The 13,409-nt window shown below is 45.9% G+C and carries 14 protein-coding genes; 4 read left to right on the forward strand and 10 right to left on the reverse strand.

Translation table 11 applies throughout. The annotated features are described in order from the left end of the window. Positions 1–14: 14 nt before the first annotated feature. Positions 15–1,685, forward strand: a complete 1,671-nt coding sequence (locus tag ASG81_RS02090) for a glycoside hydrolase family 13 protein (RefSeq protein ID WP_155971111.1) — start codon at positions 15–17, stop codon at positions 1,683–1,685. Positions 1,686–1,836: 151 nt separating this feature from the next. Here the strand turns inward: ASG81_RS02090 and pepT are convergent, their stop codons facing one another. The 6 genes from pepT to ASG81_RS02115 form a co-directional block, all read right to left on the reverse strand. Further along, the gene (pepT, locus tag ASG81_RS02095) at positions 1,837–3,069 is read right to left on the reverse strand and encodes a peptidase T (protein ID WP_056628848.1); all 1,233 of its coding nucleotides are present in this window, start codon (positions 3,067–3,069) and stop codon (positions 1,837–1,839) included. A gap of 71 nt (positions 3,070–3,140) precedes the next feature. Then, positions 3,141–4,799, reverse strand: a complete 1,659-nt coding sequence (locus ASG81_RS02100; RefSeq protein ID WP_235548701.1) for a GMC oxidoreductase — start codon at positions 4,797–4,799, stop codon at positions 3,141–3,143. A gap of 21 nt (positions 4,800–4,820) precedes the next feature. Continuing rightward, on the reverse strand, positions 4,821–5,534 hold the full coding sequence (locus tag ASG81_RS02105) for a ThuA domain-containing protein (RefSeq protein ID WP_081417071.1): 714 nt from the start codon (positions 5,532–5,534) through the stop codon (positions 4,821–4,823). Further along, a complete protein-coding gene (locus ASG81_RS30560) occupies positions 5,527–5,697 on the reverse strand; it encodes a hypothetical protein (RefSeq protein WP_155971113.1) in 171 nt (56 codons plus the stop codon). The genes ASG81_RS02105 and ASG81_RS30560 overlap by 8 nt, the downstream gene beginning before the upstream one ends. A 61-nt stretch (positions 5,698–5,758) precedes the next feature. After that, on the reverse strand, positions 5,759–6,823 hold the full coding sequence (locus ASG81_RS02110; RefSeq protein WP_056628483.1) for a phosphatidylglycerol lysyltransferase domain-containing protein: 1,065 nt from the start codon (positions 6,821–6,823) through the stop codon (positions 5,759–5,761). A gap of 100 nt (positions 6,824–6,923) precedes the next feature. After that, positions 6,924–7,256 (reverse strand): hypothetical protein, encoded by a 333-nt coding sequence (locus ASG81_RS02115; RefSeq protein WP_155971115.1) that lies wholly within the window; start codon positions 7,254–7,256, stop codon positions 6,924–6,926. Between the two features lie 102 nt (positions 7,257–7,358). On the opposite strand from ASG81_RS02115, the gene ASG81_RS02120 reads away from it, so the two are divergent. Both ASG81_RS02120 and ASG81_RS02125 read left to right on the forward strand, forming a co-directional pair. Then, entirely contained in the window at positions 7,359–7,778 is a 420-nt protein-coding gene (locus ASG81_RS02120) for a gluconate 2-dehydrogenase subunit 3 family protein (RefSeq protein ID WP_056628488.1), read from the forward strand. Further along, positions 7,762–9,444 (forward strand): GMC family oxidoreductase, encoded by a 1,683-nt coding sequence (locus ASG81_RS02125; RefSeq protein ID WP_056628491.1) that lies wholly within the window; start codon positions 7,762–7,764, stop codon positions 9,442–9,444. The genes ASG81_RS02120 and ASG81_RS02125 overlap by 17 nt, the downstream gene beginning before the upstream one ends. A gap of 105 nt (positions 9,445–9,549) precedes the next feature. On the opposite strand, the gene ASG81_RS02130 is transcribed toward ASG81_RS02125, so the two are convergent. Beyond that, entirely contained in the window at positions 9,550–10,065 is a 516-nt protein-coding gene (locus ASG81_RS02130) for a DoxX family membrane protein (protein ID WP_056628494.1), read from the reverse strand. Positions 10,066–10,397: 332 nt separating this feature from the next. Between ASG81_RS02130 and ASG81_RS02135 the strand changes: the two genes are divergently transcribed. Further along, the gene (locus tag ASG81_RS02135) at positions 10,398–10,979 is read left to right on the forward strand and encodes an NAD(P)H-dependent oxidoreductase (RefSeq protein WP_056628497.1); all 582 of its coding nucleotides are present in this window, start codon (positions 10,398–10,400) and stop codon (positions 10,977–10,979) included. A gap of 64 nt (positions 10,980–11,043) precedes the next feature. Here ASG81_RS02135 and ASG81_RS02140 read toward each other — a convergent pair whose 3' ends face one another. Genes ASG81_RS02140 through ASG81_RS02150 form a run of 3 tightly spaced genes read right to left on the reverse strand, consistent with a single transcriptional unit; the run spans position 11,044 to position 13,331 of the window. Continuing rightward, complete coding sequence (locus ASG81_RS02140; protein ID WP_056628500.1) at positions 11,044–11,799, reverse strand: amino acid ABC transporter ATP-binding protein; 756 nt, start codon at positions 11,797–11,799, stop codon at positions 11,044–11,046. Between the two features lie 14 nt (positions 11,800–11,813). After that, positions 11,814–12,482: an amino acid ABC transporter permease gene (locus ASG81_RS02145; RefSeq protein WP_056628503.1), complete on the reverse strand. Its 669-nt coding sequence runs from the start codon at positions 12,480–12,482 to the stop codon at positions 11,814–11,816. A 30-nt stretch (positions 12,483–12,512) separates the two neighbouring features. After that, positions 12,513–13,331, reverse strand: a complete 819-nt coding sequence (locus ASG81_RS02150) for an amino acid ABC transporter substrate-binding protein (protein ID WP_056628506.1) — start codon at positions 13,329–13,331, stop codon at positions 12,513–12,515. Positions 13,332–13,409 lie beyond the last annotated feature (78 nt).

Here is a 13,409-nt window from a genome sequence, read left to right on the forward strand (position 1 = left end):
AGGAGTCGAATGCAGTGGGGAGCAATTGGTGGAAAGAAGCAATCGCTTATCAAATTTATCCGCGCAGTTTTATGGATAGCAATGGGGATGGCATCGGCGATTTGCAAGGGGTCAATTCCAAGCTGGATTATTTAAAGGAGCTCGGAATTGACGTCATCTGGATCTGTCCGATGTACAAATCTCCAAATGACGATAACGGGTATGATATATCGGATTTTCAGGACATTATGGACGAGTTCGGTACCATGTACGATTTCGACCGGCTTCTTCATGAGGTCCATCAGCGGGGGATGAAGCTGATTTTAGATTTAGTGATTAACCATACTTCAGACGAACACCCTTGGTTCATCGAATCCCGTTCCAGTAAACATAATCCCAAAAGGGACTACTACATTTGGAGCGACGAGAAGGACGGTGCCGAGCCAAACAACTGGGAGAGCATATTTGGCGGTTCGGCCTGGGAATACGACTCGCATACCGAGCAATATTTTATGCATATTTTCTCCAAGAAGCAGCCCGATTTAAATTGGGAAAATCCAAAGGTCCGTCAAGAGCTGTATGAGATGGTCAACTGGTGGTTTGGTAAAGGAATAGACGGCTTCCGTATCGATGCGATTACTCATATCAAGAAAGTACCGGGCTTTCCCGACCTGCCTAACCCGAACAAGCTTAGCTTTGTACCTTCGTTCGAGGGGCACAGAAACCGTGAAGGTATTCATGAATTTCTCGAAGAGCTAAAGCGGGAGACCTTTGATAAATATGATTGTATGACCGTTGGAGAAGCAGGTGGGGTAAGTATTGAGGATGCTGAGCAATGGGTCGGAGAACAAAATGGAAAATTCAATATGATTTTTCAATTTGAAACAAATGGACTTTGGGAGAAAAGCGTAGACGGTGGTTTGGATCTCCATACGCTTAAGAAAACACTTTCCAGGTGGCAAAAAGGGCTGGAGGGAAGCGGTTGGAATGCGTTGTTTATGGAAAACCATGACCTGCCCCGTTCCGTTTCCACTTGGGGTGACGATCGCACCAATTGGGACAAGTCTGCCAAAGCGCTTGCTACCATGTATTTTCTGATGCAGGGAACCCCGTTTATTTACCAGGGCCAGGAAATCGGGATGACCAACGTACAATTTGAATCGATTGAAGAATACAACGATGTCTCGGCGAAAAATATGTATCGGATCGAAATGGAAAACGGAAAAAGCCATGATGACATTATGCAGATCATTTGGAAAAATGGCCGGGATAATTCCCGAACACCAATGCAGTGGAATGATCAGATGTATGCTGGATTCACAGAGGGGACCCCTTGGCTTGCGGTTAATCAAAATTATAAAGAAATCAATGTCCAAAAGGCGCTGCAAAATCCTGATTCCATCTATCATTATTACAAAAAACTGATCCAATTGCGAAAAACGGACCCGGTTGCAATATACGGCACTTACGATCTCATTCTGCCAAATCATAAGGAAATTTATGCTTATACAAGATCGCTTGACCATGAAAAACTACTGATTATTGTAAATCTATTTCCGGAAGAAACAACGTGCAGCCTGCCCAGAAATATAAAATATACTTCTTCAGAGCTATTAATTTCAAACTATCCGGTTGCTCCTGAAGACAATATCCGGAAAATATCGTTACGGCCATACGAAGCCAGAGTTTATCGGTTAGTCAAGTAGAACCAGGAAATATGTTACCCCTTTTATCAAAGCAAATATAGGCAAATGTAAATCGAAATCATAAGAAACAACTCATTATAAACAGGCTGCCGGCAAATCATTGCGGCAGCCTGTACGGTTAATAACGGCACGAAAGGTGCCGCGCATGCTTCTAAGCTTTTTGTTCGTACAGCTTAACGATTTCGATTATCGTATGTACAGCCTGCACCATCGTGTCAGCCGAGACATACTCGAATCGGCCGTGATAATTTTCTCCGCCTGTAAATATATTCGGTGTCGGCAATCCCATGTAGGATAGCTGAGAGCCGTCCGTACCGCCCCGAATCGGTTGAATGATCGGCTGAATACCGAGATTCTTCATGGCTTGCTCCGCGATATCCACGACTTCTTTGACAGGCTCGATTTTCTCCCTCATGTTGAAGTATTGGTCTCTGATTTCAAGCGTTATGCGCTCTTCCCCGTATTTTGCCTTTAGCTCTTCGACAATGCGGGCAAGCTCCAATTTTCTCTCGTTAAACCGATTACGGTCGTGATCGCGTATCAAATAACGCTGCTGCGTTTGCTCAACGTCGCCCTGAATGGAGGTTAGATGGTAAAAACCTTCGTGCCCTTCTGTCCGCTCAGGCGTTTCATCCTCAGGCAGCCTTGCGTGAAGCTCCATCGCGATTTTGGCGGCATTGACCATTTTGCCTTTAGCTGTTCCTGGGTGAACGTTCTTGCCCTTGCACGTAATAAGCGCAGCCGCCGCGTTAAAGCTCTCGTACTGAAGCTCGCCAAGGGGGCCGCCGTCCATCGTATAGGCATAGACAGCGTCAAAGGCGGTCACATCAAACTTATGCGGACCTCTGCCGATTTCTTCATCCGGAGTGAAGGCGACTCTAACTCTGCCGTGCTTCAGCTCAGGATGTTGAATCAGATAGGCCATAGCTGTCATTATCTCGGCAATGCCAGCTTTATCGTCGGCGCCAAGCAGGGTGGTGCCGTCCGTAGTAATCAACGTTTGGCCTTTATAGCCGGCAAGCTCCGGAAAATCGCGCGGCGATAGAACGATATTCAGCGATTCGTTCAAGACGATGTCCTGCCCGTCATATTGCTCTATAATTTGGGGCTTTACGCCGGAGCCTGTAAAATCAGTAGCCGTATCGATATGGGCAAGGAAACCGATTGTCGGGATTTGCTTGTCGGTATTGGCTGGAAGAGTCGCCATGACATAGCCGTTTGAATCCATCGTAATCTCATGCATGCCGATGGCTTTCAATTCCTCAACGAGCATATGGGCTAGCGTCAGTTGTCCCGGTGTGGAGGGGCAAGTGCTGCTGGACTCATCGGACTGTGTTTCAACTTGTGCATAAGAGATAAATCTGGACATCATCTCGATTTTCATTGTCATTTCACCACTCCAGTTCAATTTGTCATATAGCAAAGTATAATACAAATGAGGCGGCTTCCAAAAGATTAACTTAATTTCGTGATCATGTAATCTGCCGTACGTATTGCAAGGGATACCGTTGATAAAGTCGGATTGGAGGCCCCCATGGGAGGGAGAACGCTATTATCGGCCACAAATAAGCCTGCTACGCCAAACACTTCGCCATAAGGGCTCGTCACCCCATCGCTGCTGTCATTACTCATCCGGCAAGTTCCCGACACATGATTATCTTGCCCCGCAGGCATCAGACAAAGATCAGTCCGGCCGTTCTTTGAAACCAAAGGCGCTTTAATGACCCCGGAAACTCGTCTTACCGCCTGGGCAACTTGCTCAATAATTTCTTTATCCTTTTCGCTGTAAGAGAAATCGATTTGTATTTCCGGTACCCCATATTCATCCCGGTTATTCGGGTTCAAATACATGTGATTTTGAAACCGCGATTCCACCATGCCAAAACCTTCAAACCGAACTCCCAATTCCTTCTGTAAAGGCGGATCTTCATAACTGTACCAAAAATCAGCACCAGGTCCATAAAGTTGAATTTGAAAAGGCTGCTCATCCGTTTGAGGGATTAAAATGCCAAGCGCCCCCAATAGCTCGGAAAAATCCGCCCTTTCCAGCATTCCATGCGCCATGATAAAAGAATGATTGGAGAGATAATGACCGATTGCTCTTCCTTGAATCCCCGAATGAAGCAGAATTTGCGGCGTTTTGAGAGCCCCAGCCGACAAAACCACGGTCTTCGATTTGAGAAAAAACGATTTCTTTTCCGAGTTCATCGCCTCTATGCCAACAACTTTCCCATTTTCGTGGAGCACCTTCACTGCACGGGTTTTCACAGCCAAATCAAAAGACCTGCGGTTTAATGAGTACCCAAATAAATCCATGGCGCTAAAAAATACATTGGAATGAATCTGTCCATATTTTGTCGGCGCTAAATCGGCCGCAAGCGGAAAACCTGCCGCTTCGGTAAAGCCGCCTCCACGAAGCCGGTTCACGAGGACTTCCGTGATCGAAGAGCCCTTGGTGTAATCGCGGCTAACATTCATCACCTCTTCGGCGATATTGTAGTAATAACTCATCTCTTTCAATGGGACCGGCCACTTTCTCAGCACCGAAGGATGCATGCGGGGAGAGACGGCGGACCAAAACAACGTTCTTCCCCCAAGCGCATAAAGCATCGTAGCCGCCGGAAAGTCCGGGATGGTCTTGCCAATCGGTATCGAAATTTTAGGGTTTGTAAATAGTTGTACGAATCGTTCCACATTTAACGTAGGGAGATTCTGCGCATGCGTCGGCAATAAAAGATCGCCAGCCTCAACGACACCGATCCGCTTGCCATTTGCAATTAACTGCTCGCATAGCCTCCAAAGAACGGCGCTGCCTCCCGCCCCGGTGCCAACGATCAATACGTCATAGTCGGTCTTCTCCATCTCCTCTATCCGGGTAAGCGGAATCCATTGATCCAAATAGCCTGTCGGAGGGGCAGGCGGGCAGGCGGGGGGAATATAAAGCCGGCTCCTGCCCGCCTCGTTTAACGGCGGGAGCCTAATCGGTTTGCCTCCAATATTGCGGTCAGGCTCCTTAATATCCGGGTTCAGAAATTTGAGTTCCGCGACTGGAATCTGATGTTGATTCGCGATATTTCGCAGAGTATGCCCGTCATTTGCAATATAGATTCTCATGGTGTCACTTCCTCTCGATCATCACCGGGCAGCCCAAACCATTCCCCGCTGCATCATAGTCAGGACTTCAGGCTTTGTTACAACATCCAAGGAATGTCCTAAAGAACAGTAAAAAACGCGGCCTTTCCCGTATTTTTTTGTCCATACGACCGGCATGACCACTTCTCTCCAAACTTCCGGGGGATGAACCCGATCGAAACAGGTGGTTGCAAGCACTACGTTGGCCGGGTCAACAAGCATGTAGTATTGCTCGCTAGTCACTTCAAAGTCCTGAATTCCGGCCATTATAGGGTGATTCCGATTGCAAACGCGGACCTGATAGGTGATTCCCGCTCCTCCGGGATGAGCGGCAAACTGTCCGCCTACCATGAGCTGGTATTCGATTTCACAACGAAACGCATCCCCCATGCCGCCGTGCATCCCGGCTAAGCCGGTTCCATTCCTGACAGCGTCAAGCAAGGAAGCCAGCTGCTCTTTCGTGATCGTTCCAGCCGTCCAATCGGGAACGATCAAATCCGTCTGCCGTAATTTTTCCTGGTCAAGCAAAATATCCAATGTATCTGAAATTTCGACCTCAAAGTTTGCCTGGCGCAGCAATCCTGCAAGAATTTCCGCAATTTCTTTAGGTTGATGGGGGAGATAGCCGCCTTGTAAAATTAAGGCCTTTTTTCGCTTGCCAAAATCATTTTGGGATGGCCGCGATCTTATATTAATAACTATAGAATGATTATTCATCAGCACTCTTCCTCCCTAGCTGTTGTTTCATGTTTGCGTAAAAGCCGGATATCATCAAAATATGCCCAAATACAATTTTCGGTGATAGTCCAAAAGCTAGGAAAGCAAACCGATACAAATCAATCGGATGATCATTACGAAAAAGCGCCGGTTCCATTGCCATGGAATCGGCGCTTCTGTCTTAGTTTTATTTCATGCAAGCAATACTTAAAAGCGTTCCCCGGTTAGGCCCGTTTCCTTGAAATAGAGCTCCCGTTCATGTAAAGCTTGGAAGTGATTTTGTCTTGCGAAAGCTGATTGGCGCAAGGTCTATGAATGATAAGGGCAAGCAGCGCAACCGTAATGGGAATGGTGGCAGGTTGATAGACTAAGTAGACATCCTCCCATTTTGGCGCGAATTTATTTTTATAATCATACAAACCTTTAAAGTTATACAGCTTGTTCCCATACTTGTAGAGCAGTTTGACAATGAGCAAATCACCCGCGTTTGCCAAGGGGGCCATGCCCAAGCTGCAGAAGTCATACTTATTTTCTTGGGCCCACTTGAATAATGAAATAAACAGAACATCCATTGTGCCATGCGGACATGCTTTCGTATAGCGCATCAAGTCTACCGTTATTTTCCGGCAAACCGGCGCCTCTTCCTGAGCGGCTCGGAGCGGGTGATGGTCGCCTGCGATCGAAACGAACGCCTCGTAATTGCCATCAGGGCCAACAAGTACGGCAACGGGAAAACGGCTCACATAATCCGGTGAAAAAGATCCGACAGAGAAGCTTTTCTCCTTCCGGTCACTGAGCCACTCATCCGATATAGCTTGAAGACGATTCAGGAACGAATCGGAATAAGGCGGGAGCATGACTTGAAAGGAATAACCATTGCGCAGAAATTTATTTATGCGGTTTCGCAGCTTAAGCCAGTGCTTGCCGTTCAAATGAAAACTGGACAAGTCTACTTGAGCTTCTTCTCCAATTTTGACGAATTGCAGCCCCAATTTCTCATACAGCGGAAGAAATGCAGCTTTTGCCTGGTAGAAGACCGGTATCCGCTTATTTTCAAGGCAGTCTGTCATAAACTGCTCGACGACTCGTCTAGTAGACTCGGGGGATTTTCCAATGGGGTCGCCAAGCACGATTCTTCTCTTTCCGACCGAGCGATATACGATTAACGCTTCGTGAGCAGTATCCCAGAACCATTCCTTATCGCCAAGATAGTATAAATGCGTGTGTGAAGTATGACCGCAGTTTTTAAGCAGATGATAAAGACGTTTTTCATGCGTTACATCGATCAAAAGAAAATCCTCCAAGTTTTGCAGTATCTATGCTGAAGTCAGTGTCGAATTATGTCTATGACTATATTATATCGGCTTTGTCTTTATCTTTGAAGAGCTTTTACCGATTTTCATTCGTTGTGCAGCATTCTATTATTCGATATACTTTCCCTTTCGTTAAAGTGGATAATGCGTACGCCACCCATTCCGAAATGCTTTCTTCACCGCCAAGCAAAAATAAATTCGCTGAGCAGCGCCTCATAATCTCCGATTTTGTAGCAAAAGGGATATATCCGGTTCTGGTAACATACAAAACGGGATATTTCGATAATGCCATTATGTCCATACCGATTTCCGGCAATCGCTCAATAGGGGCAATTCGTATATTCAATTCGAAAGGAGCATAGATTCTTGCATAAGCGGCAGCTTCCGTAAAAGTATTTTTGTACACCATTATCACCTCGATACATTATATGACGGATCCTAAAATATAATTTAAATAATTGAGGCTGTAGATAAGGGGGAGAGCACACTGATTTCCAATGAAGAAATACAAATGATCCAGATGTTGACGGAAACTATTTTTCCTGGTGCTTGTGAGGCAAAGGTGTATGAGTTTATTTTGAGGGATATGAAAAGCAATCCTTTTTTCGTTAAAATTTATCATAAAGGGCTGCACCAGCTGAACGAAGGAGCCGAACACATATATCATACGAAATTACTTCAGCTTAACGGGAATCAACTGACCGACTTACTGAAAATGTATGAAAATAGTGAATTTTTTCAGCTATTAAGGGATCATACGCTGGAGGGAATGTTCAGCGATCCGATTTACGGCGGCAATTACGAGGCATTAGGATGGCGCATGTTGGGTTATGCGGGACCGACCTTTCATCCTCCGGAAACCCTTAATGAAGTCCAGCTTCCGACGGTGTACTATTCGCTAGAAGGGATCGCGTATGAAGAAGAAACCTGATTATGACGTAATTATTGTCGGAGCGGGTGCGGCTGGCGGCATTCTCGGCAGGGAACTGAGCGATTCGGGTTTATCCGTTTGCGTGCTGGAACGGGGCCCGATGCAGGAAACAAAAGACGTATCGATGGATGAGCTTCGCTTTCCGGTTCGCCAGAATCTTCTATGGGCTACGCCGAGGACCGGGGGCATGACGTGGCGACCGCATTCGCGCGCGGCAACGCAAAAAATATTCCCCCGTATTACTTCACTGCTTGACGGATGGAGCCCCGGCGGCAATATGAATCACTGGGGAGGAGCAAGCTTTCGTTTCGAGCCGTCCGTCTTCAAAGCACTGGATGTTTGGGGTCAAGTCCCGAACGGGGCCATTGCCAATTGGCCGCTTTCTTATGAAGATTTGGAGCCTTATTACACCAAGTTTGAATATAGGCTGGGCGTCTCCGGAGATGCCTCCCAGATGCTGTACGGGCCTCCTAGATCGAAGCCGTATCCAATGCCTCCGATTGAGCAAGGATTTGCAACCAATCACTTTGCGCAGGCGAGCAGGGAGCTGGGCTATCAACCGTATCCAATGCCGGCGGGCATTAACAGCCGCGATTATCAGGGGAGAAAGCGAACGGGATATTGCGGCTTCTGTATGGGTTATGAATGTACGGTAGATGCAAAATCAAGCACAAGAGTGACGGAACTTAAGGAAGCGCTGAAAAATCCGAATTTCACGATGCTTACGGACCGTTACGTATACAAAATTACGATGAGCTCTCCGCAGCAAGCAGACGGAGTGATCTGTATGGATTCGAATGGAACGGTCTATGAGCTCACAGCAAGCATTGTCATTATTGCAGCCAATACATTTTATAATGTCTGGCTGCTGCTTCTGTCAAGAAATCAATATGCCCCGGACGGCATTGGTAATCAGTTCGGTCAAGTAGGCAAATATTTTCATCATCATCCGTTTACTGGAGTGGCCGGTTTGTTTGATGAACGGATGAATGTCCATATCGGGCCTTCCGAGACGCTTATGACCATTACGAATTATACGGAAGACCGTTTTGACCATTCAGGGCTTGGGTTCATTATGGGCGGTTATATATTCGGAGCTAAAGCAGCAGGAGCAGCGGGGCAGCCCATTGAATTCGTGAAAAACATTCCTCTGCCCGAAGGCGTACCAGCCTGGGGACCATCATTTAAAGAGTTTGTCACAAAAACCTTCAGTCGTTATTATTCTATTTTTTCACTGCTGACCGATCCTCCCTTGCTTACGAACTTCATCGATCTTGATCCCAAAGCGAAAAATGGGCTCGGGTTCCCTCTCCCGAGACTTACCTTTAGTTGGAGCGATCAGATTAATGAGATGCAGCGTTTCTTTTATTCGAAGATGATCGAAATCCTGCAAGCAGCCAAAGCGCAAAAGATATGGGGACTTAACGACGTTCAGCCGCCATGGGAACTGTCGCATCCAAGTGGCGGAACGAGAATGGGTGAGGACGAGAGGGTATCGGTAACCGACAGGTACGGCAAAGTTCATGGCGTCAGCAATTTGTTTGTTGCCGGAAATTCCTTATTTCCGACGATGTCCGCCTTTAATCCAACGGAGACGATTGGGGCTCTTGCTTATTGGCAGGCTGATTATATTAAGCAGGAGGTGTTAAAGGGGAATTTGATATAGTGGCAATACCTGCTGCAAGAAGTAACAGAGCCGCTTGCCCGCGATGGTTCGAGCAGGCGGCTATAGTGCAAAGGTTTTTCATTTAAAAAGAGTGTGTCCCATTAGTCAATCTGCCTGAATAAGGCTCGCCGCTTTAGCGCGATTAGGGTTAAACAACTTTTCCGTCCCCAAATATCGGTCCAGGCTCAGTCGGTAAATATACTTTCGTCCAAGCAGCAAAGTAAAAGCGCTCGTATATAAAACAAGACTCATTAAATTTATATTTCCTGATAGAATAAAATTAATGTGCATAAAAAGGCAAATAAATATAGAGGGAAGTGTCATTAATCCTAATAATATAACAATGCCTACTGCTATTTGTACAATGGGGATAACATAATTAAAAAACATAACATTCTCTAATGCTATATTTTCGATCAAATGCTTATGAAACACCGGAACATTTTCTTTGTTCAGCGCATGGTGCAAATAATCCGCTAAAAATACCCCCGGTTCACTAAACCATGACTTATTTGTAATTTTCGTAATACCAGCCAACAGCCAGCCCAACCCGAAAAGCACCCGCATTGCAATAAAAAGAGTGGACAAACCAACTTCTGCCATTTTTTTGTTTTTTAACATCCTGTACGCCTCCTTGTTGAATGAGAATCTCTTCCTTTGCAAAAGTTCGATATATATGCAAGAACTTGACTCAAAAAGTTTCCTCGATGCAAAATAGTTTACCATATACAAATAAGTTTTGGGAACTATTTTTTGAAAGAGAGTTCGCTAAATGCTGTCATCTATGGCGGATTATCGAGTGAGCAGAGAGAACAGCTTGAATGGTTGTTGGATCGCATTTATGACAGGTTCTAGTTTTTCTGAAAGAACCTATTTTTTGGAAAATGAATAGATGTCTATGAGTGGGGAAGAATGATGGCAGTATTTTTATTAAAATTAACGGAGGTTTTTTAATGAAACATCTAATTGTCTATGCCCATCCACACCCTGAAAGCTTTAACCACGCCATATTGGAAACTACGGTTCAAGCTTTAAAGAAAAAGGGTCATGAGGTTACCGTGCGTGATTTGTATGACATCGATTTCCAGCCTGTACTGAAACCGCAAGATACCGCAGCTATGAAAGCCGGGCAAACGCCAGCGGATATTAAAACAGAGCAGCAATTTATCGAACAAGCGGATACGATTACATTTATTTATCCGATCTGGTGGACAGGGTTGCCCGCTATTCTGAAAGGTTATGTAGATCGTGTATTTTCATATGGTTTTGCCTATGCTTACGGTGCAGAAGGAATCGATAAGCTGCTGAAAGGCAAGAAAGGCCTTATCATTAATACGCACGGTATGCCTAAAGAAATTTACGATCAAATCGGAATGACGGCTGGACTTAAAATCACGTCCGATACTGGAATCTTTGAGTTCACGGGGATCGAACCCGTAGCGCATTTGCTCTTTGGAAGTGTTCCTAGTGCAGGCGAAGCAGCGCTTAAGGATATATTGAAGCAGGTTGAAGACACCGTTGCTTCCGTATTCTAAAACCATTCCATCTAAAAATGCCGGGAACAGAAATCATCTTGATTTCTGTTCCCGGCATTTTCTGCTATTCATCTGATTTCCCGTTTAGGTGATTAAGAAATTGAACGGCTCGTGAAGTTTTTGGGTTATTAAGCACCTCATGCGGGGAGCCTTGCTCGATAATAAGTCCATCGTCCATGAGAAGAATATGGTCGGCTACATCCGCAGCGAATTTCATTTCATGCGTTACAATCGCCATGGTCATACCTTCGGCTGCCAACTGCTTCATAACCTTTAGCACTTCTCCGACCAATTCGGGATCAAGTGCAGACGTCGGCTCGTCGAACAGCAGCACTTCCGGATCGATGGCCATGGCCCGGGCGATAGCTACCCTCTGCTGCTGTCCTCCCGACAGTTTATGCGGATAGGAGCTGGCTTTATCGGCCAGACCCACCTTCTCCAGCAGAACCTCTGCACGTTTCCGGGCCTCGCTCTTGTTCTTCTTTTGTACGGTCATTTGCGCTTCCATCACGTTCTCAAGAGCAGTCATGTGCGGGAATAAATTAAATGACTGAAACACCATTCCCGTATTTTTGCGCAAAGCTAGAATGTTCTTTTGGGGGATTCTCGCTCGCTCATGAAACTCAAAGATGTTCTCCCCGAGCTTAAGTGAACCTCGGTCGGGCATTTCCAGCAGGTTTAAGCAACGCAACAGCGTTGTTTTCCCCGATCCGGATGGACCGATGATGACAAGCACTTTTCCTTTTGACAAGGTGAGGTCAATACCCTTTAGCACTTCCAGAGAACCGTAAGCTTTATGCAAACCACGAATTTCGATCATTCGTACAGTCTCCTTTAGCTGGCAGAGAAACGTTCGAGGCGTTTTTCCACGTAATTTTGCAGTAGTGACAGAACGGAGCTGAATGCTAAATAAATGACTGCCACTTCACAATATAAAAGCAATGGTTCGTAGGTAAGAGCGACATATTCTTGTGCGGTCCTGAACATTTCGACAAAGGTAATGCTAGCCACAAGTGATGTATCCTTAATAAGACTGATAAAGGAGTTACCGAGCGGAGGAATGGACACTCGTGCAGCTTGAGGGAGAATAATACGCCTCAGCGCCTGCATACGGGACATCCCGAGCGAATAGGCAGCTTCCCACTGCCCCTTCTGGATCGACAAAATTGCCGCACGTACGATTTCCGAGCCGTAGGCACCCACGCTTAGCGAAAGCCCGATAACTGCCGACAAATACGGACTAAGCGTAATGCCCACACTAGGCAGCCCGTAATAAATGATAAACAGCTGTACCAAGAGCGGAGTTCCCCTGATGACCCACACGTAGAAGCGTGCTATAAACTTGGGGATTGTCCAAGAGGACAATCGGATAAGCGCAGTAAGAACGGCCAGTATTAAGCCAAGTGCAAATGTAATCAAAGTCAACGGAATGGTTAAAACAACCCCTGCTTTAAGCAGGGGCCAGAATGAATCCATTATAATTTGGATTTGACGGTCGTCCATCGTATAAACATCCTTTGAATCGCTTTTTTTTTATTTAGAAACATCGGCTCCGAAATATTTCTCGGAAATGGTCAGATAAGTTCCATCACTTTTCATCGCAGCCAGGGCTTCGTTTACGGCTTTGATCAGATCGTCGTTCCCCTTCCGAAAGAGTGCTGCGCTATATGAAGCCTCGGCTGTTTCGTCTACCACTTTAATTTTCACATCAGGCTTCTGCTTCTTTAGATCGAGATAAGACAGGCCGTCATTAATGGTAGCATCTGCACGTTTCGATAACAACAGGTCGATCGCTTGATTAAAGCCTTCCGTGCCCACGATCTCGGCGCCGTTCTCTTTGGCAATATCCGTCAGATTGCTCGTTAGCGATTGAGCGGACTTCTTGCCTTTAAGATCGGCCAGGTTCTTGATTTCATTGTTATCTTCATGAACCAGCAGTACTGCTTTGGAGACGATGTAGGAATCGGAGAAATCGTACTTTTCTTTACGATCATCCCGAATCGTAACTTCATTAAACACGGCGTCGAATCTCTTGGCATCAAGCCCCGCAAAAATACCATCCCATGGCGTCTCTATAAATTCAGGCTCGACACCTAGACGTTTACTTACTTCTTCCGCGATTTCTATGTCAAACCCAGTAAGCTTCCCGTCCTTATCATGGAATGTAAACGGAGCGTATGTTCCTTCTGTGCCAATTCTTAGTTTGCCACTGGCCTTGATTGCTTCCAGCGAGTTTTGAGTTTCCGGGTTCGACGTTTCAGCAGGAGATGCGGAATTCGAATTTTTGCCGCATGCTGCCAGTAAAACCAAGGTTAGCGCGAGCAATAATGTAACTAGACTTATTTTTTTCATATAAAAATCCCCTTTCATCTATCCTTTTTATTGTATCCGACTAGGTCAGTAAACTGAATAGTACACCGTATGCACAAC

Origin of the sequence: Paenibacillus sp. Soil522, from assembly GCF_001428245.1 — a bacterium.
Taxonomy (GTDB): domain Bacteria; phylum Bacillota; class Bacilli; order Paenibacillales; family Paenibacillaceae; genus Pristimantibacillus.

Coding starts and splice junctions, on each gene's coding strand:
- pepT (WP_056628848.1), bottom strand. CDS start 3,069: ATGAAAATCGAGATGATGTCCAGATTTATCTCTTATGCACAAGTTGAA.
- ASG81_RS02100 (WP_235548701.1), bottom strand. CDS start 4,799: ATGAGAATCTATATTGCAAATGACGGGCATACTCTGCGAAATATCGCG.
- ASG81_RS02105 (WP_081417071.1), bottom strand. CDS start 5,534: ATGAATAATCATTCTATAGTTATTAATATAAGATCGCGGCCATCCCAA.
- ASG81_RS30560 (WP_155971113.1), bottom strand. CDS start 5,697: ATGGCAATGGAACCGGCGCTTTTTCGTAATGATCATCCGATTGATTTG.
- ASG81_RS02115 (WP_155971115.1), bottom strand. CDS start 7,256: ATGGTGTACAAAAATACTTTTACGGAAGCTGCCGCTTATGCAAGAATC.
- ASG81_RS02120 (WP_056628488.1), top strand. CDS start 7,359: ATGATCCAGATGTTGACGGAAACTATTTTTCCTGGTGCTTGTGAGGCA.
- ASG81_RS02125 (WP_056628491.1), top strand. CDS start 7,762: ATGAAGAAGAAACCTGATTATGACGTAATTATTGTCGGAGCGGGTGCG.
- ASG81_RS02130 (WP_056628494.1), bottom strand. CDS start 10,065: ATGTTAAAAAACAAAAAAATGGCAGAAGTTGGTTTGTCCACTCTTTTT.
- ASG81_RS02135 (WP_056628497.1), top strand. CDS start 10,398: ATGAAACATCTAATTGTCTATGCCCATCCACACCCTGAAAGCTTTAAC.
- ASG81_RS02140 (WP_056628500.1), bottom strand. CDS start 11,799: ATGATCGAAATTCGTGGTTTGCATAAAGCTTACGGTTCTCTGGAAGTG.
- ASG81_RS02145 (WP_056628503.1), bottom strand. CDS start 12,482: ATGGACGACCGTCAAATCCAAATTATAATGGATTCATTCTGGCCCCTG.
- ASG81_RS02150 (WP_056628506.1), bottom strand. CDS start 13,331: ATGAAAAAAATAAGTCTAGTTACATTATTGCTCGCGCTAACCTTGGTT.